General features: G+C 63.7%; 13 protein-coding genes and 1 pseudogene. 12 read left to right on the top strand and 2 right to left on the bottom strand.

The window, feature by feature from the left end; translation table 11 throughout:
• Nucleotides 1-254: 254 nt before the first annotated feature.
• A complete protein-coding gene (locus NKH59_RS25425; RefSeq protein ID WP_352474419.1) occupies nucleotides 255-683 on the bottom strand; it encodes a YybH family protein in 429 nt (142 codons plus the stop codon).
• A gap of 223 nt (nucleotides 684-906) precedes the next feature.
• Here NKH59_RS25425 and NKH59_RS25420 point away from each other — a divergent pair.
• The 7 genes and pseudogenes from NKH59_RS25420 to NKH59_RS25390 form a co-directional block, all read left to right on the top strand.
• Nucleotides 907-1,101: pseudogene (locus NKH59_RS25420) on the top strand (LacI family DNA-binding transcriptional regulator); the annotation flags it as partial.
• Between the two features lie 187 nt (nucleotides 1,102-1,288).
• A complete protein-coding gene (locus NKH59_RS25415; protein ID WP_353023447.1) occupies nucleotides 1,289-2,659 on the top strand; it encodes a DUF6600 domain-containing protein in 1,371 nt (456 codons plus the stop codon).
• A 316-nt stretch (nucleotides 2,660-2,975) separates the two neighbouring features.
• Nucleotides 2,976-4,037, top strand: coding sequence for a LacI family DNA-binding transcriptional regulator (locus NKH59_RS25410; RefSeq protein ID WP_352474416.1), 1,062 nt, complete (start codon nucleotides 2,976-2,978; stop codon nucleotides 4,035-4,037).
• Between the two features lie 83 nt (nucleotides 4,038-4,120).
• Nucleotides 4,121-5,374, top strand: coding sequence for an ABC transporter substrate-binding protein (locus NKH59_RS25405; protein ID WP_352474414.1), 1,254 nt, complete (start codon nucleotides 4,121-4,123; stop codon nucleotides 5,372-5,374).
• A gap of 373 nt (nucleotides 5,375-5,747) precedes the next feature.
• Nucleotides 5,748-6,677, top strand: a complete 930-nt coding sequence (locus NKH59_RS25400) for a carbohydrate ABC transporter permease (RefSeq protein WP_352452309.1) — start codon at nucleotides 5,748-5,750, stop codon at nucleotides 6,675-6,677.
• Nucleotides 6,677-7,534, top strand: coding sequence for a carbohydrate ABC transporter permease (locus NKH59_RS25395; RefSeq protein WP_254817449.1), 858 nt, complete (start codon nucleotides 6,677-6,679; stop codon nucleotides 7,532-7,534). The genes NKH59_RS25400 and NKH59_RS25395 overlap by 1 nt, the downstream gene beginning before the upstream one ends.
• Nucleotides 7,535-7,561: 27 nt before the next feature.
• Entirely contained in the window at nucleotides 7,562-9,547 is a 1,986-nt protein-coding gene (locus NKH59_RS25390) for a glycoside hydrolase family 127 protein (RefSeq protein ID WP_353023445.1), read from the top strand.
• Between the two features lie 18 nt (nucleotides 9,548-9,565).
• Here the strand turns inward: NKH59_RS25390 and NKH59_RS25385 are convergent, their stop codons facing one another.
• Nucleotides 9,566-10,345, bottom strand: coding sequence for a response regulator (locus tag NKH59_RS25385; RefSeq protein WP_352474411.1), 780 nt, complete (start codon nucleotides 10,343-10,345; stop codon nucleotides 9,566-9,568).
• Between the two features lie 233 nt (nucleotides 10,346-10,578).
• On the opposite strand from NKH59_RS25385, the gene NKH59_RS25380 reads away from it, so the two are divergent.
• From NKH59_RS25380 to NKH59_RS25360, 5 genes are all read left to right on the top strand, one after another.
• Nucleotides 10,579-11,493: a cytochrome-c peroxidase gene (locus NKH59_RS25380; protein ID WP_352474410.1), complete on the top strand. Its 915-nt coding sequence runs from the start codon at nucleotides 10,579-10,581 to the stop codon at nucleotides 11,491-11,493.
• Entirely contained in the window at nucleotides 11,490-14,006 is a 2,517-nt protein-coding gene (locus NKH59_RS25375; RefSeq protein WP_353023443.1) for a two-component system VirA-like sensor kinase, read from the top strand. The genes NKH59_RS25380 and NKH59_RS25375 overlap by 4 nt, the downstream gene beginning before the upstream one ends.
• Nucleotides 14,007-14,174: 168 nt before the next feature.
• On the top strand, nucleotides 14,175-15,224 hold the full coding sequence (locus NKH59_RS25370) for a methyltransferase (RefSeq protein WP_353023442.1): 1,050 nt from the start codon (nucleotides 14,175-14,177) through the stop codon (nucleotides 15,222-15,224).
• A gap of 14 nt (nucleotides 15,225-15,238) precedes the next feature.
• Nucleotides 15,239-15,745 (top strand): hypothetical protein, encoded by a 507-nt coding sequence (locus NKH59_RS25365; protein ID WP_352474406.1) that lies wholly within the window; start codon nucleotides 15,239-15,241, stop codon nucleotides 15,743-15,745.
• A gap of 188 nt (nucleotides 15,746-15,933) precedes the next feature.
• On the top strand, nucleotides 15,934-16,821 hold the full coding sequence (locus NKH59_RS25360) for a class I SAM-dependent methyltransferase (protein ID WP_352474404.1): 888 nt from the start codon (nucleotides 15,934-15,936) through the stop codon (nucleotides 16,819-16,821).
• The last annotated feature ends 108 nt before the right edge of the window (nucleotides 16,822-16,929 follow it).

Here is a 16,929-nt window from a genome sequence, read left to right as displayed (position 1 = left end):
AGCTGGGGTTCAGGAGGGCTTGCGCGGGTCGTGGCTGCGGCGGTCAGGCCGCTATTCGCTAGGGCAATGGGTGGAGCACACTCGCGAAGGGCGGCCGGTGTTGGGTCATTTCTATACTTGTCTATACTTGGCGATTGGCCGCTTCCGGCCGAAAGGCTGACTGTCAGCAACGGGCCGCCAAATCGACCGTTCACCTACGAACCCTTGCCGCGTGAAATACGACATCCCTGTTGAGGACGTTAGGCGTTCCGGAACTACGGCAAGAGATCCGTCACAGCGCGCCCACTTCCGTCCATTGCCATAGGGAAGCTGGCATGTTCGTGGATGATTTTCCAAGAACCGGCGACGCGCCTTAGCACGATGGTTCGCCGGCTCCAGGAGTCGACCTTTGTGCCATCGGTCTTAATGCCAGTCATGCGCGACAGGCCGAAGGCCACTGCAAGATCGCCGTCGATTATGAGCTGCGGGTCAGCCATGTGAACGGTGACGCCGTTGCGCCAAGTTGCAAACCAAGCATTTATCCCTTCGATGTCGCGTGCCTGTTCGCCTCGATAGGCAAGCGGCGGCGGCAGATCAAAAACCACGACATCCGGGTCCATGGCATCGACGTTGCCGCGGGCGTCCCCCTTGGCAGTTGCGTCTTCCTGGCCCCGGATGACAGACAAGACTTCCTTTTCAGACATATCGTTGCTCCTTCATTTTCTGGAACGACGAGGCCGGGGCGATCAATCCGACATCGATACCATTCGTAACAAATAGGGCCGGTCCTAGCTGCTGTTGCATCGTGATATCAAGAGTGATGAGCCCCTCATCTGCCGGACATCGCATCATCGGGGGCTCTAGTGGCCCACCCGCACCCGCTGACCTCACCACTCAGCATCCCGCAGTCCCAATGGGAAGACCGATATCCAAATTACGCCTGCCAAGACCACGGTCACCCTCCGCGAGGTGGCGGCACTCGCCGGCGTCAGCGTCGCCACTGCCTCAAAAGCCCTCAACGGGCAGGGGCGGATGACCGCCGAGACGCGGACGCGTATTCGCGAGACGGCGCAGCGGCTTGGCCTTAGCCCGAACAGCTTGGCGCAGAGCCTGTTGCGGCGGCTCCCTTACCGTCGGGCCCGCTGACCAACGATCTATCGCCGCGCCTTCGGCGCGCATTTGTGACGGTCACCGCCCTCATGAAGCAACTCTGATCCCAAATATCATCGTGCGATGCCAAGCCGCTGCGGGAGGGGATGCGGGTAACGTCAGCAAAGTGGAACAATCCGGCAGCCGGCGGGTTTGTACGATGAAGGGCGATCTGTTTCGGAGGAAGATTACGATGAAACGCGTCCTTGCCCAAAATGCGGTGCGACTGATGCTGGGCGGCGTAACCGCCTGCCTGCTCACGGTCGTCGAGATTCCCAACCCAATTGCGCCATTGTCGCTTTTGTCCGAGGCAAGGGCTGCCACCACCGTTTCGATCAGCACGTTCTACGAAGACCTGTCTTCCTATGGTGATTGGGTCTCGTATCACGGAGCGACCGTTTTCGTGCCGGTTGATGTGCCTGACGATTGGCGTCCGTATACGCTTGGACACTGGGTCTATACCGAGCAGTATGGCTGGCTCTGGGTGTCCGACGAGCCATTCGGCTGGGCGACGTACCATTACGGCCGGTGGGGCTATGCCGACGATATCGGCTGGTACTGGGTTCCGGGCACTCGCTGGGCGCCAGCATGGGTGAGTTGGCGTCGTGACAGAGAGCACATCATTTGGGCGCCGCTGCCGCCCCGCCGCGATCCGGATTTGATTTCAATCGAGGTGACCTTCGACACGACGCCGGATTATTACTGGGTTGTGGTCCCCACCCGCGAATTCCTTGCCGCGGACATTTCTGTGGTCGTTATTCGTGATGAGCCGGAGTTTGTGCGCATTGTCGAGGCGGCCGAACCGGCCGGCGACGTGACGATCCAGAACAACGTGGTGATCAACAAAGTCATTGATGTCGATGTGATCGAAAAGGAGACGAACCAGAAGGTGACTGCCGTCAAGGTCAGCAAGACCGACGCGCCCGAGCAGTCCGGCAAACTGGAAAACGATACGGTCGCTGTCTTTGAGGGCGAGGTGAAAGCCGACCCTAAGGCCAAACCAGCTAAGCTCAAGGACATCGAAGAGGTGAAGCAGGTTCAGGCTGGCCGGAAATCGAAGCCGACCGAAGGCGCTGCAACGACCGAGCAGGCCAAGCCCGAAGAAACCGCCAAGCCTGAGAAGCCGAAGGCCAAGGAGCAGCCGGCCACCGAGCAGCAGCAGGCCGAGCCCGGCAAGGCGGCCAAGCCTGAGAAGTCGAAGGCCAAGGAGCAACCCGCCGCCGAGCAGCAGCAGGCTGAGCCCGAACAGACGGCCAAGCCTGAGAAGCCGAAGACCAAGAAGCAGCCCGCCGCCGAGCAGCAGCAGGCCGAGCCCGAACAGACGGCCAAGCCTGAGAAGCGGAAGGCCAAGAAGCAGCCCGCTGCCGAGCAGCAGCAGGCTGAGCCGGAGCAGGCTGCCAAGCCTGAGAAGCGGAAGGCCAAGGAGCAGCCAGCGGCCGAGCAGCAGCAGGCCGAGCCCGAGCAGGCGGTCAAGCCCAAGCCACAGAAACAGAAAAACAAGGCGTGCGATCCACAGACTGAGAACTGCTAGCTCTGCGGGTAGACTGCGGCACCGCGATTATTCCATCGCGGTGCCCGCTGAACGGCAATGCACGCCAAAGGTGCTCGCCCTCTTTCCTTCGGGCCGCCATGGCAGATCCTGGACCCAGGGCAGCGAGTCGTAGTTGACTGCCGAACATGCCTGTAACCAGGCCATTCCCTCTTGCCATCCTTGCATCCTTCCCCTAATCTTCCTTTTGAGAAAACCTTTTCCCAACTCTGCCGGCATCCGCTGACTTCACCATTCAGCGCCTCGCAGGCCGGTAAGAGAAAAGCTTTTCTCAAATGGGAGGATCGATATCCAAATCATGGCGTCCGACGCGCAGCCAACGCCTGTTTCTGCCAAGCAGCCCGTCACCCTGCGTGAGGTGGCGGCGCTCGCCGGCGTCAGCGTGGCCACGGCCTCAAAGGCGCTGAACGGGCAGGGGCGGATGACGGCCGAGACGCGGACCCGTATTCGCGAGACGGCGCAGCGGCTTGGCTTTCGCCCGAACAGCCTGGCGCAGAGCCTGCTCAGGCGGCGCTCCTTTACCGTCGGGCTTTTGACCAACGACACCTATGGCCGCTTTTCGCTGCCGCTGATGGCCGGCGTTTCCGATGCGCTGGTCGATGCCGGCGTCTCGGTGTTCCTGTGCAATGTCGAGGACGACCCGCGCCTTGCCCAGCTGCATGTCGATGCCATGCTCGACAAGCGCGTCGACGGCATCATCGCCACCGGCAAGCGCATCGACCGCCACCTGCCGGTCGACCTCGCCAATCTCGGCATTCCGGCGATCTACGCATTCACCGAGCCCGATCCCGGCGCCATCGCGTTCGTCTCCGACGATGCCGGCGGCGCGCGGCTGGCGGTCGAGCATTTTTGCCGGCTCGGGCGGCGGCGCATCGCCCATGTCAGCGGTCCCGCAAGCTTTGCCGTGGTGCATGCCCGCGCCGAGGCTTATCGCGCGGTGCTGGCCGAGAACGGCCTGCCGGTCATGGAGCCGCTGCTCGGCCCGTGGTCGGAGGCCTGGGGCCACGAGGCGGTCAAGAAGCTGTTCGACGGCGAGGGTTTCGACGGTACGCGCGAAAAGCCCGATGCGGTGTTTTGCGGCAACGACCAGATCGCGCGCGGCGTCATCGACGCCTTGCGCGAGCGCGGTATCGGCGTGCCGGACGAGGTCGGCGTCATCGGCTTCGACAACTGGCAGATCGTCGCCGAGGCAACCCGCCCGCCGCTGACCTCCGTCGACATGAACCTGGCCGCGCTCGGGCGCGAGGCCGGCCTTGCCCTGCTTTCGCTCGTCGGCGGCGAACCCGCTTTGCCGGGCATCAGAAAACTGCCGTGCCGGCTGGTGGTGCGTCAGTCATGCGGCCGTCCGCCGGACGGCTGAACGAAACGGGCCGTGTCGATAGTCACCCGCTTGGGGGCGCGGCTAAATTAAAACGCTAAATTAAAACCATGTGGAGGAGAAGCATGAGAACCACCATTACCGGGCTCGCCATCGCCGCGAGCATTTTGGGCACCCTGGCGACAGCCGGCTCGGCCGCCGCCGACACCGCCAACATCTGGGTTCGCGCCGACGGCTCGAACTTCATGCCGCGCGTCGTCGATGCCTTCAACAAGGGGCATCAGAACCAGATCAAGCTCGACATCATCCCCAACGCCGAAATCATCCCGAAATACGGCGCTGCCGCCGCTGGCGGCACGGCGCCCGATGCGCTGTCGCTCGACCTGATCTACACGCCGTCCTTCGCCGCCGCCGGCCAGCTCGAAGACATCACCGACTGGGCGAAATCGCTGCCCTATTTCGCCAGCCTGTCGCCGGCGCATGTCAAGACCGGCACCTATAAGGGCCGCATCTACGGGCTGCCGTTCTCGGCGGATTCCTCGGTGCTGATCTGGAACAAGAAGCTGTTCAAGCAGGCCGGCCTCGACCCGGAAAAGGGCCCGACCAACTGGGCCGAGATCGAAGCCGACGCCGAAAAGGTCAATGCGCTCGGCGGCGACATCAAGGGCTTCTACTTCTCCGGCAATTGCGGCGGCTGCAACATCTTCACCTTCACGCCGCTGATCTGGGCCTCGGGCGGCGACATCCTGACCGAGGACGGCTCGAAGGCGACGCTGGACACGCCGCAGATGCGCGGCGCCATCGACCTCTACCGTTCGATGGTCAAGAAGGACCTCGTGCCTTCAGGCGCGCAGACCGACACCGGCTCCAACTTCTTTGCCGCCTTCGCCACCGGCAATATCGGCATCTCGCCGTCCGGCGCCTTCGCCATCGGCGCGCTCAACACGCAATATCCCGACATCGACTACGGCATCACCTTCCTGCCTGGCAAGGATGGCGGCTGGTCGTCGTTTGCCGGCGGCGACAATTTCGTCGTCACCAAGGGCACCACCAAGGTGGCGGTGGTGAAGGAGTTCCTCGACTTCGCCTATTCGCTCGAGGGCCAGACCATTTTGGCGAAATACGGCAGCCTGCCGGTGCGCGGCGACATCGCCAATGAGGCGCTGAAGGAACTCGACCCGCGCTACAAGGTTGCCGCCGAAGCCATGGCCAAGGGCCGCACGCCCTATTCGGTGGTGTTCAATGACCTGATCAACTCGGCCAACGGTCCGTGGAACCAGATGATGAACGAGGTCTTCTTCGGCGAAGACGTCGACGGCGCCATATCAAACGCACAAGAGACCATGCAGTCGATCATCGATTCGGCGCCGCAGAAGTAAGGCGCCGGCTCCACCTCCCCCTTGAGGGGAGGTCGGACCGCAGGTCCGGGTGGGGTCATCGCGGCAGTGCTCGACGCTCTTTTGATGTCGGCGCGCTTCGCGGAGGACCCCACCCCCGGCCTTCGACCGGACCCTCCCCTCAAGGGGGAGGGGGACGTAGCGCCAATGGAACAACAGGCATGAGCACCATCACAGTACGCCGTCGCAACGTTGGCTCCCCCTTCTCCCCTTGTGGGAGAAGGTGTCGCCGAAGGCGACGGATGAGGGGTGCTCCAGCTTGGCTCGGACGGCATTCCTTCCAACACCCCTCATCCGTCTCGGCGCTTCGCGCCGATCCACCTTCTCCCACAAGGGGAGAAGGAGAAGGCCAGCGATGACCACCATCACAGCAACCACCGCCGCGCCAGCGCGCGCATACAAACTGGTCGGCGCCGGCCGCCGGCAGTGGATCGGCCTGCTCTATGTCGCGCCGGCCGTCGCCCTGGTCGTCGTCTTCTTCATCGTGCCGCTTTGCATGACCGCCTGGATGTCGCTGCACAACTGGCCGCTGATGGGCGCGCACAGCTTTATCGGGCTCGACAATTACTGGGCGATCCTGCGCGATACCCGTTTCTGGAACGCGCTGAAGTTCACCGGCTACTACACGGTGGTGGTGACGATCGCGATCTTCGCCGTCGCCTTTCCGCTGGCGCTGTTCATCGAAAGGCCGCGGCAGCTGACCGGCTTCTACCGGACGTCCTTCTTCATGCCGGCGGTTATCGGCTTCGCCTCGGCGAGCCTTTTGTGGTCATGGCTGCTCAATGTCGATTCCGGCCTGTTCAGCCCGGCCGCCTTCGAGCTCGGCCTGACCGAGAAGAAATTCAACCTGCTGGCGACCTTCCAGCCGGCCTTCTGGTCGATCATCGCCATGGTCGTGTGGAAGGTGGCGGGCTTCACCATGATCATCCTGATGACCGGCCTGCAATCGATCCCGCCGGACCTGCAGGAAGCGGCGATGATCGACGGGGCAGGGCCATTCGCGCGGTTCCGGGCGATTACCTTGCCCTTGATGCGCCGCACGCTGGCGCTGGCGCTGATCCTGTCGGTCGCCGGCTCGATCCTCGCCTTCGACCAGTTCTACATCATCCTGCGCGGCGGCCCGCGCAATCAGACGCTGACCGCCGTCTACTGGATCTTCAACCAGTCCTTCGTGTCGTTCAAGCTCGGCTATGGCGCCGCACTTTCGATGGTCCTGCTGGTCATCCTGGTGGCGCTAAGCCTGATCCAGCTGCGACTGCTGCGCAATCCCGAGGGGGTCGACTGATGGCGCAGGCCCGCAGCCGCAAACGCCGCATCGGCATGCAGATCGCCGAGCACTCGACCGGCATCATCGCGTCGATACTGTTCCTGGCGCCGATCGCCTGGACGGTGCTTTCGGCCTTCAAGCCGGCGCAGGAGGCGCGCCAGCCGCCGCTGCCGCCGTGGCCGACCAGCGGCATCTCGCTCGAGAACTACGCCACGCTCAACACCTTCGGCGACGGCCTCTGGCTGCCGGCGCAAAACAGCATCTATGTCTCTGTCATGACGGTGGTGCTGTCGGTGATCGTCAGCGTACTCGCCGGCTACGGTTTCTCGCGCTTCCGCTTTCCGCTGAAGAACCTGCTGTTCGTCGTCATCCTGTCGACGATCATGATCCCGTTCCAGTCGATCCTGACGCCGATCTTCCTGGTGCTGACAAAAATCGGCCTGCACAACACGCTGACCGGGCTGGTCTGCGTCTACGTCACGCTGCAGCTGCCATTCTCGATCTTCATGATGCGCAACGCCTTCGACGCGGTGCCGCGCGAGATCGAGGAAGCCGCGCGCATGGACGGCGCCAACAATGTCACCATGCTCTTGAGGGTGATGCTGCCGCTGGTCTGGCCGGGCATCGTCACGATCGCGCTGTTCGCCTTCCTCGGCGCCTGGAACGAGTTTCTGGCGGCGCTGGTGCTGATGACCGACCAGTCGAAATTCACGCTGCCGATCATGATGACCGCGCTGCAGTCCGGCCGCTTCGGCGCGATCGACTGGGGCGCCGTGCAGGCCGGCGTCACCGTGATGATGGTGCCGTGCCTGGTGCTCTTCCTGCTGCTGCAGCGCTTCTACATCCGCGGCCTGATGGCAGGGGCCGTGAAGTGACCAACCGAACCGAACCGGAGTAAATTGATGACCGCATCGCAATCCGCCAGTCAGGGCGCCAAGCCGAAACTCGCCTTCCGCCCGCTGCCGGTGCCGCAGGTCGATGTGCGCGGCTTCTGGGGCGACCGCGTCGATGCCGTCGCCTCAAAGACCGCCGGCATCCTCTACGACCGCTGCGTCGAGGCGCGCATGCTCGAGCAGATCGACCCCGACCGGCCGTCGCCCGGCGTCGTCATCCCGTTCCACTCACCGTCGCCGGACGAGGCGGCCACCGCCGGCAACGAGTTCACCGGATCGACGGTGACGACGCAGATGTTCTGGGACTCCGATTGGGGCAAGACCATCGAGACCGCCGCCTATTCGCTCTATCGCCGCCGCAACGACGAGCTCGAGAAGAAGATCGATGCCGTCATCGACATGTATGGAAAGCTGCAGCAGCCCGACGGCTATCTGTCGAGCTGGTACCAGCGCATCCAGCCCGGCCTGCGCTGGACCAATCTGCGCGATTGCCACGAGCTCTATTGCGCCGGCCACCTGATCGAAGGCGCCGTCGCCTACTACCAGGCCACGGGGAAACGCAAGCTGCTCGACATCATGTGCCGCTACGTCGATCATATCGCCGAGACGTTCGGTCCCGAGCCCGGCAAGAAGAAGGGCTATTGCGGCCATGAGGAGATCGAGCTGGCGCTGGTCAAGCTGGCGCGGGTGACGGGCGAGCGCAAATACATGGAGCTTGCCAAATATTTCATCGATCAGCGGGGACAGCAGCCGCATTATTTCGACGAGGAGGCGCGCGCCCGCGGCGCCGACCCCAAGGCCTATCATTTCAAGACCTACGAATACAACCAGTCGCACAAACCGGTGCGCGAGCAGGACAAGGTCGTCGGCCATGCGGTGCGGGCGATGTATCTCTATTCGGGCATGGCCGACATCGCCACCGAATATGGCGACGACACGCTGCGGGTGGCGCTCGACCGGCTGTGGGACGACCTCATGACCAAGAACCTCTACGTCACCGGCGGCCTCGGGCCGTCGTCGCACAACGAGGGCTTTACCGCCGATTACGACCTGCCCAACGACACCGCCTATGCCGAAACCTGTGCTTCGGTCGGCCTGGTGTTCTGGGCAAGCCGCATGCTCGGCATGGGCCCCAATGCGCGCTACACCGACATCATGGAGCGGGCGCTCTACAACGGTTCGATCTCCGGCCTGTCGCTCGACGGCTCGCTGTTCTTCTACGAGAATCCGCTCGAAAGCCGCGGCGCCCACCACCGCTGGAAGTGGCACCGCTGCCCGTGCTGCCCGCCCAATGTCGGGCGCATGGTCGCCTCGATCGGCAGCTATTTCTACGGCCTGTCGGACGACGCACTCGCCGTCCATCTATATGGAAACGGCACGGCTCGTTTCGATATTTCTGGGACGCAGATAGAGCTCACCCAGACCAGCAATTATCCCTGGGACGGCGCGGTCTCGATCTCCGTCGAACCGGAAGCTCCGACCGCGTTCACTTTGCACCTGCGCCTGCCGGCCTGGTGCCGCAAGGCAGCGCTCAAGGTCAACGGCGCAGATGTCGATCTGGCTGCTGTCAGCAGCGACGGCTATGCCGCGATCCGCCGCGAATGGCGCAAGGGCGACCGCGTCGAGCTCGACCTCGAAATGGCCGTCGACCGCCTCTACGCCAACCCGCAGGTGCGGCAGGATATCGGCCGCGTCGCACTGGCGCGCGGACCGCTGATCTATTGCGTCGAGGAGACCGACAATTCCAGCCAGCTGCACCGCATCGCTCTGCCGCGCACGGCCGACATCGAGGCGCATCAGCAGCCGAACCTTCTGGGCGGCGTTGTGACACTTTCGGCGATTGCCAAAAAGGAGGCTTTCGAAAACTGGGAAGAGGGGCTCTACCGCACCGAACCGCCGGCGCTCGAGGGCGCGAAAATCACCGCCGTGCCGTACTTTGCCTGGGACAACCGCGATCCCGGCGAGATGCTGGTCTGGCTCAGAAGCGCGGAGTAGGCTGGGCGCGGCAGCGGCTCAAAGTACCTCGACCGCAGTCGCGAATATGTAGCCGGCGCCACGCTCCGTAACAATGAGCTTCGGCTCGCTCGGATTGACCTCGAGCTTGCGGCGCAGCCGCAATATCTGCACGTCGATGCTGCGGTCGAACACCTCTTCGTCGTGCACGCGGCTGGCAGCGAGAAGCTGCTCGCGGCTCAGGATCTGCTGCGGCGATTTCAGGAAGGCTGCCAGCAGGTTGAACTCGCCGGCGGTCAGCGGCGTCGCCTCGCCCGCCGCCGACCTCAGGCGCCGCATCCGCATGTCGAGCTCCCAGCCGGCAAAACGATAGCGTATGGGTTTCTTGCCGCGCGGCTGCGGCTGCGTCGACCGCGATCGCCGCAGCACGGCGCGAATGCGCGCCAGCAGCTCCCTGAGGCCGAAGGGCTTGGTGATGTAGTCGTCGGCGCCGAGTTCCAGGCCGACGACGCGATCCACCTCGTCGCACCTGTGGCCGGTGATGATGATGATGGGCGCTTCCGGCGGACTGCCGAGTTGCCGCATGATGTCGAACCCGTCCTCATCGGCAAGCCGCATGTCGAGGATCATCAGGTCTACGGGCTTTTCATTGAGGACGCGCGACATGGCCCGGCTGTCGGCGACCGCGCTAACCCTGAAGTTTTGGCTCTCCAGGTAATTGGTGAGCATATCGCGAATTTCGGGGTCGTCGTCGACGACAAGGATATGCTTCGGCGCCGCTGGCTGCTCGATACTGCCTTTCGACTGCTGTTCGTGGCGAATGTTTTGTTCGGCTGACATCTCGCACCGTCCGCAAGCATGGAACTCATGACCGAGCCGTTGCTTTATTAAACGTCGATTTTCGGCGATTTATTGGTGAACGCCGATGATCTACGTGATCGCACACCCTGCCACAGGCTCGCTCGATGGCACATCAGCAGATTGGTAAGGTTCGGGCGGGGCTTTTTGTTCCGCTTTGCCTGGCAATGGCGGCACCTTTTGCGTTGGCCCAGAGCAATCAGCCGGGCCCGCCGATGGGCGAGCCGATTGCACCGATCACGGCCAGCGGCCCCTCCGACCGGGCGAAGATCGCGCTTGGCGAGAGCCTGTTCAACGATGCCCGCCTTTCGCATGGCGATGTCGTCGCTTGCAGTTCCTGTCACAGGCTCGATTTCAGCGGCGACGACGGTCTGGCCCGTTCCGTGGCGGCGGATGGCAAGCCGCTCGATTTCAACACGCCGACCGTCTTCAACGCGGCGCTCGATTTTCGGCTGAACTGGCGCGGCAATTTCCGCACTTTCGAGGAGCAGAACGAGGCAGCCCTGCTCGATGACAGGCTGATGAATACGAGCTGGGAGGAATTGCTGACCAAGCTGCGCTCGAATGCCGAGTATTCGCAGCGGTTCGCGAGGGTCTACGGCGCCATTCCCGACCGGACAAGCGTGCTCGATGCGCTTGTTGTCTTTCAACGGTCGCTGATCACGCCCGATGCCCGTTTCGACCGCTATCTCAAGGGCGAACGCGACGCCATCACGACCGACGAAGAGCACGGCTATCAACTGTTCAAAGCGTATGGCTGCGTCGCCTGCCACCAGGGCGCCAACGTAGGCGGCAATCTGTTTCAGAAATTCGGCATCTTCCAGGATCCCTTCGCTCGCCAGAAGACCCTGACCAAGGCGGATCTCGGCCGCTTCGCCGTTACCGGCGCCGAGAGCGACCGCCATGTGTTCCGCGTTCCCAGCCTGCGCAACGTCGCGGTGACGGCGCCGTATTTTCACGATGGCCGCACCGCATCGCTCGCAGACGCGGTGAAGATCATGGCGCGCAACCAACTCGGCCGGGAGCTCGACCAGCGCGATGCCGATCTCATCGTCGAATTCCTCGGGACACTGACGGGCGAGTATCGCGGCCGGCCGTTGACCAGCGCAGCCGATCGTCTGCAGCAATGAAGTCGCTACGCATCCTGGCGCCGATCGTTGCCTGCCTGCTCATCGCCCTGACCTACCTCCTGGTGCAGGGCACGGCTCCCGATGCGGCGCGCCACGAGCGCACGCTCGATGCGCTCAGGACGGTCATCCTCTATAACGCCGCACTCCAACGCGATGTTTTAAGGGCACGCGCGGGACTGCTGCGCAGCTACGATCCGCTTGTGCGGTCGATCGAGAACCTGGATGAGGCGACGCAGACGCTGCCGGCTGCCCGCGACGCAGCAAGCGGCGAAACACGGGCGGACATCGACAAGCGGATCGCCGAAGTCATCGCCGCGATCCGCGACGAGGAAGCGCTCGTCGAGAGGTTCAAGTCCGATAACGCGCTGCTGCAGAACTCGCTGAACTTTTTCAACTATATGAGCGGTCGTCTCACGAGCGAGGGTGACGGCCTTCGAGCGGTCGAGATAGGAGCCCTGATGGTCGCAATGTCGCGGTTTATCAGCGATCCCCAGCCGGATGCGGCAAAAGCAGTAAACGCCGCACTCGACCGGCTGGCAAGGCCCTCCGTCGATGCCGTGCCTGCAAGCGATGTACTCTCGCTCGTCTCCCACGGCCGGCTTATCGTCACCAGGCTTCCGGCGGTCGACGATCTCGTCGCCCGCCTGCAGACCGCGCCGACGAGCGAGCGGGCTCGCGCGCTGCAGGACGTCTATCTCGGTGCGCATGGGCGGGCCGCGGCGCGGGCCGAACTGTTCCAGACGCTGCTTTATGTCGCCGCGTTGGGCCTCGTCGGCTATGTCGCCTACCTGTTCGCCCGCCTGCGCCGCAACGCGCGGATCCTGCGCGAGCGGCTGGAATTCGAGGGCCTGATCGCCTCGATCTCCACGCAGTTCATCAATCTGCCGCGTGACCGCATCCGCGCCGGCATCAGCAAGGGCCTCGCGCGCCTGGTCGAACATGCGGGGCTCGACGGCGCCCAGATTTTCGTCAGCCACATCGCCGATCCTTCCGGCGGCTACTTCTATCGCCGTCCGGGCGGGAGCAGGCCGGCCCGCCTGTCGAAGGACATGATCGAGCTGGCTTCACGCTGGACGCTGGCCGACCACGAGCGGCAGGGCTGCATCGACGTTCCCCGCGTCGGCGAGCTTCCCGAGGGGCGGGAGAAGGCATCGCTGCAGGCACACCAGTTTCGATCGTGGCTGTGCATACCGATGTGGCATGCCGGCGAGCGGTTGGGTTTTCTGGCTCTCGATACCGTCACGCACGAAAAGCATTGGGCCGACGACGACATTGCACTGCTGCGCACCGCGGCCGAGATTTTCGCCAATGCCATCGTGCGCGAGCACAACGAACGCGAGCGTGAGGCACTGCAGGCGCGGCTCAATCAGTCGCAACGGCTGGAAGCGATCGGGACGCTCGCCGGCGGCATAGCGCACGAGTTCAACAACATCCTCGGTGCCGTCCTTGGTTACAGCGAGATGGCGCTGGCGGTGCTGCTGAAGGAGTCGCGCGCGCGGCGCTACGTCCAGCAGATCATGCAGGCCGGCAGGCGGGCGCAGGACGTCACCGAGCAGATCCTCGCCTTCGGCCGTCGTCACGAGCGGCAGCATCACGCGCTGCGGGCGGAAGCCGTGGTTGCCGAAGCGATCGACCTGCTGCGCGCCTCGTTCCCCGCCACGCTTTCAGTGCAGACGCGTCTTGCAGCCGCGGATGCGGCGATGATGGGCGATCCGACCGAGCTTCAGCAGGTGGTGATGAACCTCGGCACCAACGCGGCGCAGGCGATGAACAACCGCGGCGCATTGGAAATCGGTCTCGACACGACGGAATTCGTCGAGGCGCGGATGCTATCGCACGGCAACCTGCCTGCCGGGCGCTACCTCCGCCTTGCCGTCAGGGACACCGGCAGCGGCATGGATCAGGCGACGCTCGAGCGTATCTTCGAGCCGTTCTTCACGACCAAGCCGGCAGGGCAAGGCACCGGGCTCGGCCTGTCGACGGTGCACGGCATCGTCATAGCGCACAGAGGCGCGGTCGACGTGAACAGCAAGCCCGGCGAAGGCACGACCTTCGAGATCTATTTTCCGCGGATCGAGGCCGCCGAAGCAACCCAGAACGAGGACGAGAGCGACGCCGCCGAGGTGCCGGTCAAGCATGGCAACGGCGAGACGATCCTCGTCGTCGACGACGACACGCCGCTGATGCAACTTGCGGAGGAAATGCTCGCCGCGCTCGGCTACGAGCCGGTCGGGTTCGACCGCAGCCCCGCGGCTCTCAGCGCATTCCGCGCCGATCCGGAACGCTTCGACCTGGTGCTGACGGACGAGGTCATGCCCGACATCACAGGGATCGAATTCTCCGGCCGGTTGCACAAGATCCGGCCCGACCTTCCGGTCGTGCTGATGACCGGTTACGGCCGTCAGCTGCGGTCGCGCCAACTGACGGCGGCCGGCATAAGCGAAGTCATCAAGAAGCCGCTGCTGTCGGCCGCCGTCGCACAATGTCTTGCCCGCCATCTGCATTCAGGCTGATCACGGCCGGCCGGATTTCTTCGTTACAGCCGTAACCAAAATCCCAGCTGGCTGAAATCGACCCGTAGCCGGGCCAGTCGATGGTCCTCCCGCGCCCAGACCATGATCCCGAAAAACCGGGAACCGGTTTTTTGGGAGGTCATGGTCTCTTGAGGAAGGAGAAATCTTATGGACGCAAACATCACCGAGGTAACGAAACAGGCGAATGACGTCGCAGAACTGTCGCCCGAAAGCCTTATGCAACTCGGCCTCGGCTTCTGGGCATCGAAGACGTTGCTGAGCGCCGTCGAACTTGACCTTTTCACGGAGTTGGCGGCCGGACCCCTCGAAGGGGAAACGCTGAGAAACCGGCTCGGGCTGCATGAGCGGGGAGCGCAGGATTTCTTCGACGCACTGGTTGCGCTGCGCATGCTTGAGCGCGAGGGCAACGTCTACTGCAACACGCCCGTGACTGACCGCTACCTTGACCGCAACAAGTCGACCTATGTTGGCGGGATGCTCGCCAGGGCCGGTCAGCTGCTTTACGCGAACTGGGGCTCGCTCACCGACGCGCTCAGGACGGGCAAACCGCAAAACGGCACCCAGGGCGGCGAGGATCTGTTCGACATGCTGTTTTCGGACCCGGACAAGGTGGAGATGTTCGCGCAGGCGATGACCGGCGGCAGCCTCCAGGTGGCGGAGGCGCTCGCCCGGCATTTTCCCTGGGCCGACTATTGTACCTTCATCGATATCGGCACAGCCGAAGGCAGGCTTCCGGTCGAGGTCGGCCGCGCCCATCCGCATCTCACCGGCGGCGGTTTCGACCTGCCGCCGATGCGGCCGGTGTTCGAGGCCTATGTGGAGCGGCACGCACTTGCAGACCGGCTTCGGTTTTATCCCGGCGACTTCCTTGCCGAGCCGCTGCCTTCCGCCGACGTGCTGGTGATGGGTCATATCCTGCACGACTGGAACCTGGAGGTGAAGCGCGCGCTGCTGGCAAAGGCCCATTCCGCGCTGCCGAAGCAAGGCGTGCTCATCGTCTACGACCAGATCATCGATGACGAGCGACGGGACAACGCTGCGGGTCTGCTGATGAGCCTCAACATGCTGGTCAACACCAATGGCGGGTTCGACTACACGCGCGCCGACGGCATGGGCTGGATGCGGGAGGCGGGCTTTGCGGAGGTCCGCTGCGAGCATCTCGCCGGGCCTCACTCGATGATCGTCGGCATCAAATAGCAGCGGAGAAGCTGATGACACGAAGAGCTCTCATCGCAATTGCCGCCCTTGGCCTGGCCGCAGCATTCACCGCCGCAACGCTCAACCAGGGTGAGGTCGGCGCGGCGTCCGCGACCGCTTCGATCGAGCACGGTCGATACCTGGTGAAAATCGGCGGCTGCAACGACTGCCACACGCCAGGGTACCTGGAGAAGGCCGGCAACGTTCCGCAGGATCGATGGCTGATCGGCGATTCGCTCGGCTTCAACGGGCCGTGGGGTACGACTTACCCGACCAATCTTCGCCAATTTTTGCGGACCATGGACGAGGACGACTGGGTACAGTTCGCGCGCACGATCGAGACGCGCCCGCCCATGCCATGGTTCAACCTGCGTGCCATGAGCGAGCCCGACCTGCGCGCCATCCACCGATATGTGCTTTCGCTCCCGGCAGACGATACGCCGGTTCCGGACTATGTGCCGCCCGGTCGTCCGCCGAAGACGCCGCATATCGTGTTCGTTCCGCGGGCGCCGAAATCATAGTGGCGTCCGAACGCCGGGCGCAGGGTGGTTCTCCGCTTGCGCGGTACCCCAGGCACGGCGCCTGTTTCAGTCGTAACGCAATTCCCGATTCCGGAAATCACGTTGTAGCACCGATCTCCGATGGTGACGGTCGGGCCCCGGGCGGTCATCAGGCTGCCCAGCGGTCACAAATCCCGGATAAATCGATCATGGAGTCAAACATGTACAATCTGCTTGCCGAACATGCGCCGAAGACCGGCCGTGATCAGAGCCCCATGGATCCGCGTCCCTATGCGTTGGGTTACACGCAAAGCGAATTCAAGCGCCTGGAGCTGCAGGGAGCGCTCATTCACGACCTTACCGAGCATGTCCTGCGCAGTGCGGGCATAGGACCCGGCATGCGCGTGCTCGACATTGGCTGCGGCGTAGGTGATGTCTCCTTGCTGGCCGGAAGGCTGGTCGGACCGGCGGGAAGCGTGCTTGGTGTCGATCGCTCGGCAGAGGCTGTGGACATTGCCGAGCGGCGCGCCACTGAATCCGGCCAGTGTTACTGGACACGTTTCACGACGGCCGAGCTTGATACATTCTCGCCCGACGGGAGCTTCGATGCGGTGATCGGCAGGCTTGTCCTGATGTATCTGCCCGACCCGGCCGCAACCCTGCGCAGGCTTGCCGGTTTCCTGCGGCCTGGCGGCATCGTCGCCGTCCAGGAAATGGCGATGCCGCTCACCCGCAGTTTTCCAGAGGCGCCGCTGTTCGGCAAATGCCGCGGCTGGATCATCGACACGATCGAGCGCGCGGGTTTCGAGGTCGACATGGGTGGCAGGCTGCCCATGGTGTTCGCCGGCGCAGGGCTGCCGGCGCCGCGGATGAACTCCGCCGGCCTCGCCGGCAGCGGACCCGACTCGCCGATCTACGACTACATTGCCGGCACGTTGCGCAGCCTGTTGCCGATGGCCGAGGCAGTCGGTACCGCAACCGCCGCCGAGGTGGAAGTCGATACCCTCGCCGAGCGGCTGCGCAACGAGGCTGTCGAGCAGCAGACGTGCATCATGCTGCCGCCCTTTGTCGGCGCATGGGCGAACACACTGGCATAGAACCGAAGGAAGGACACACGATGCTCGATGCTGCCATCGGCGAGCGCGCGGGACATCTCGTCGACCTGCACAACATCGATTTCGCCCGGGAGCCCGACGAGATGCTGG

Origin of the sequence: Mesorhizobium sp. M0998, assembly GCF_040318885.1 — a bacterium.
GTDB lineage: Bacteria > Pseudomonadota > Alphaproteobacteria > Rhizobiales > Rhizobiaceae > Mesorhizobium.
Note: the sequence above shows the minus strand (reverse complement) of the source record. Positions and strands in the feature narration are given on the sequence as shown.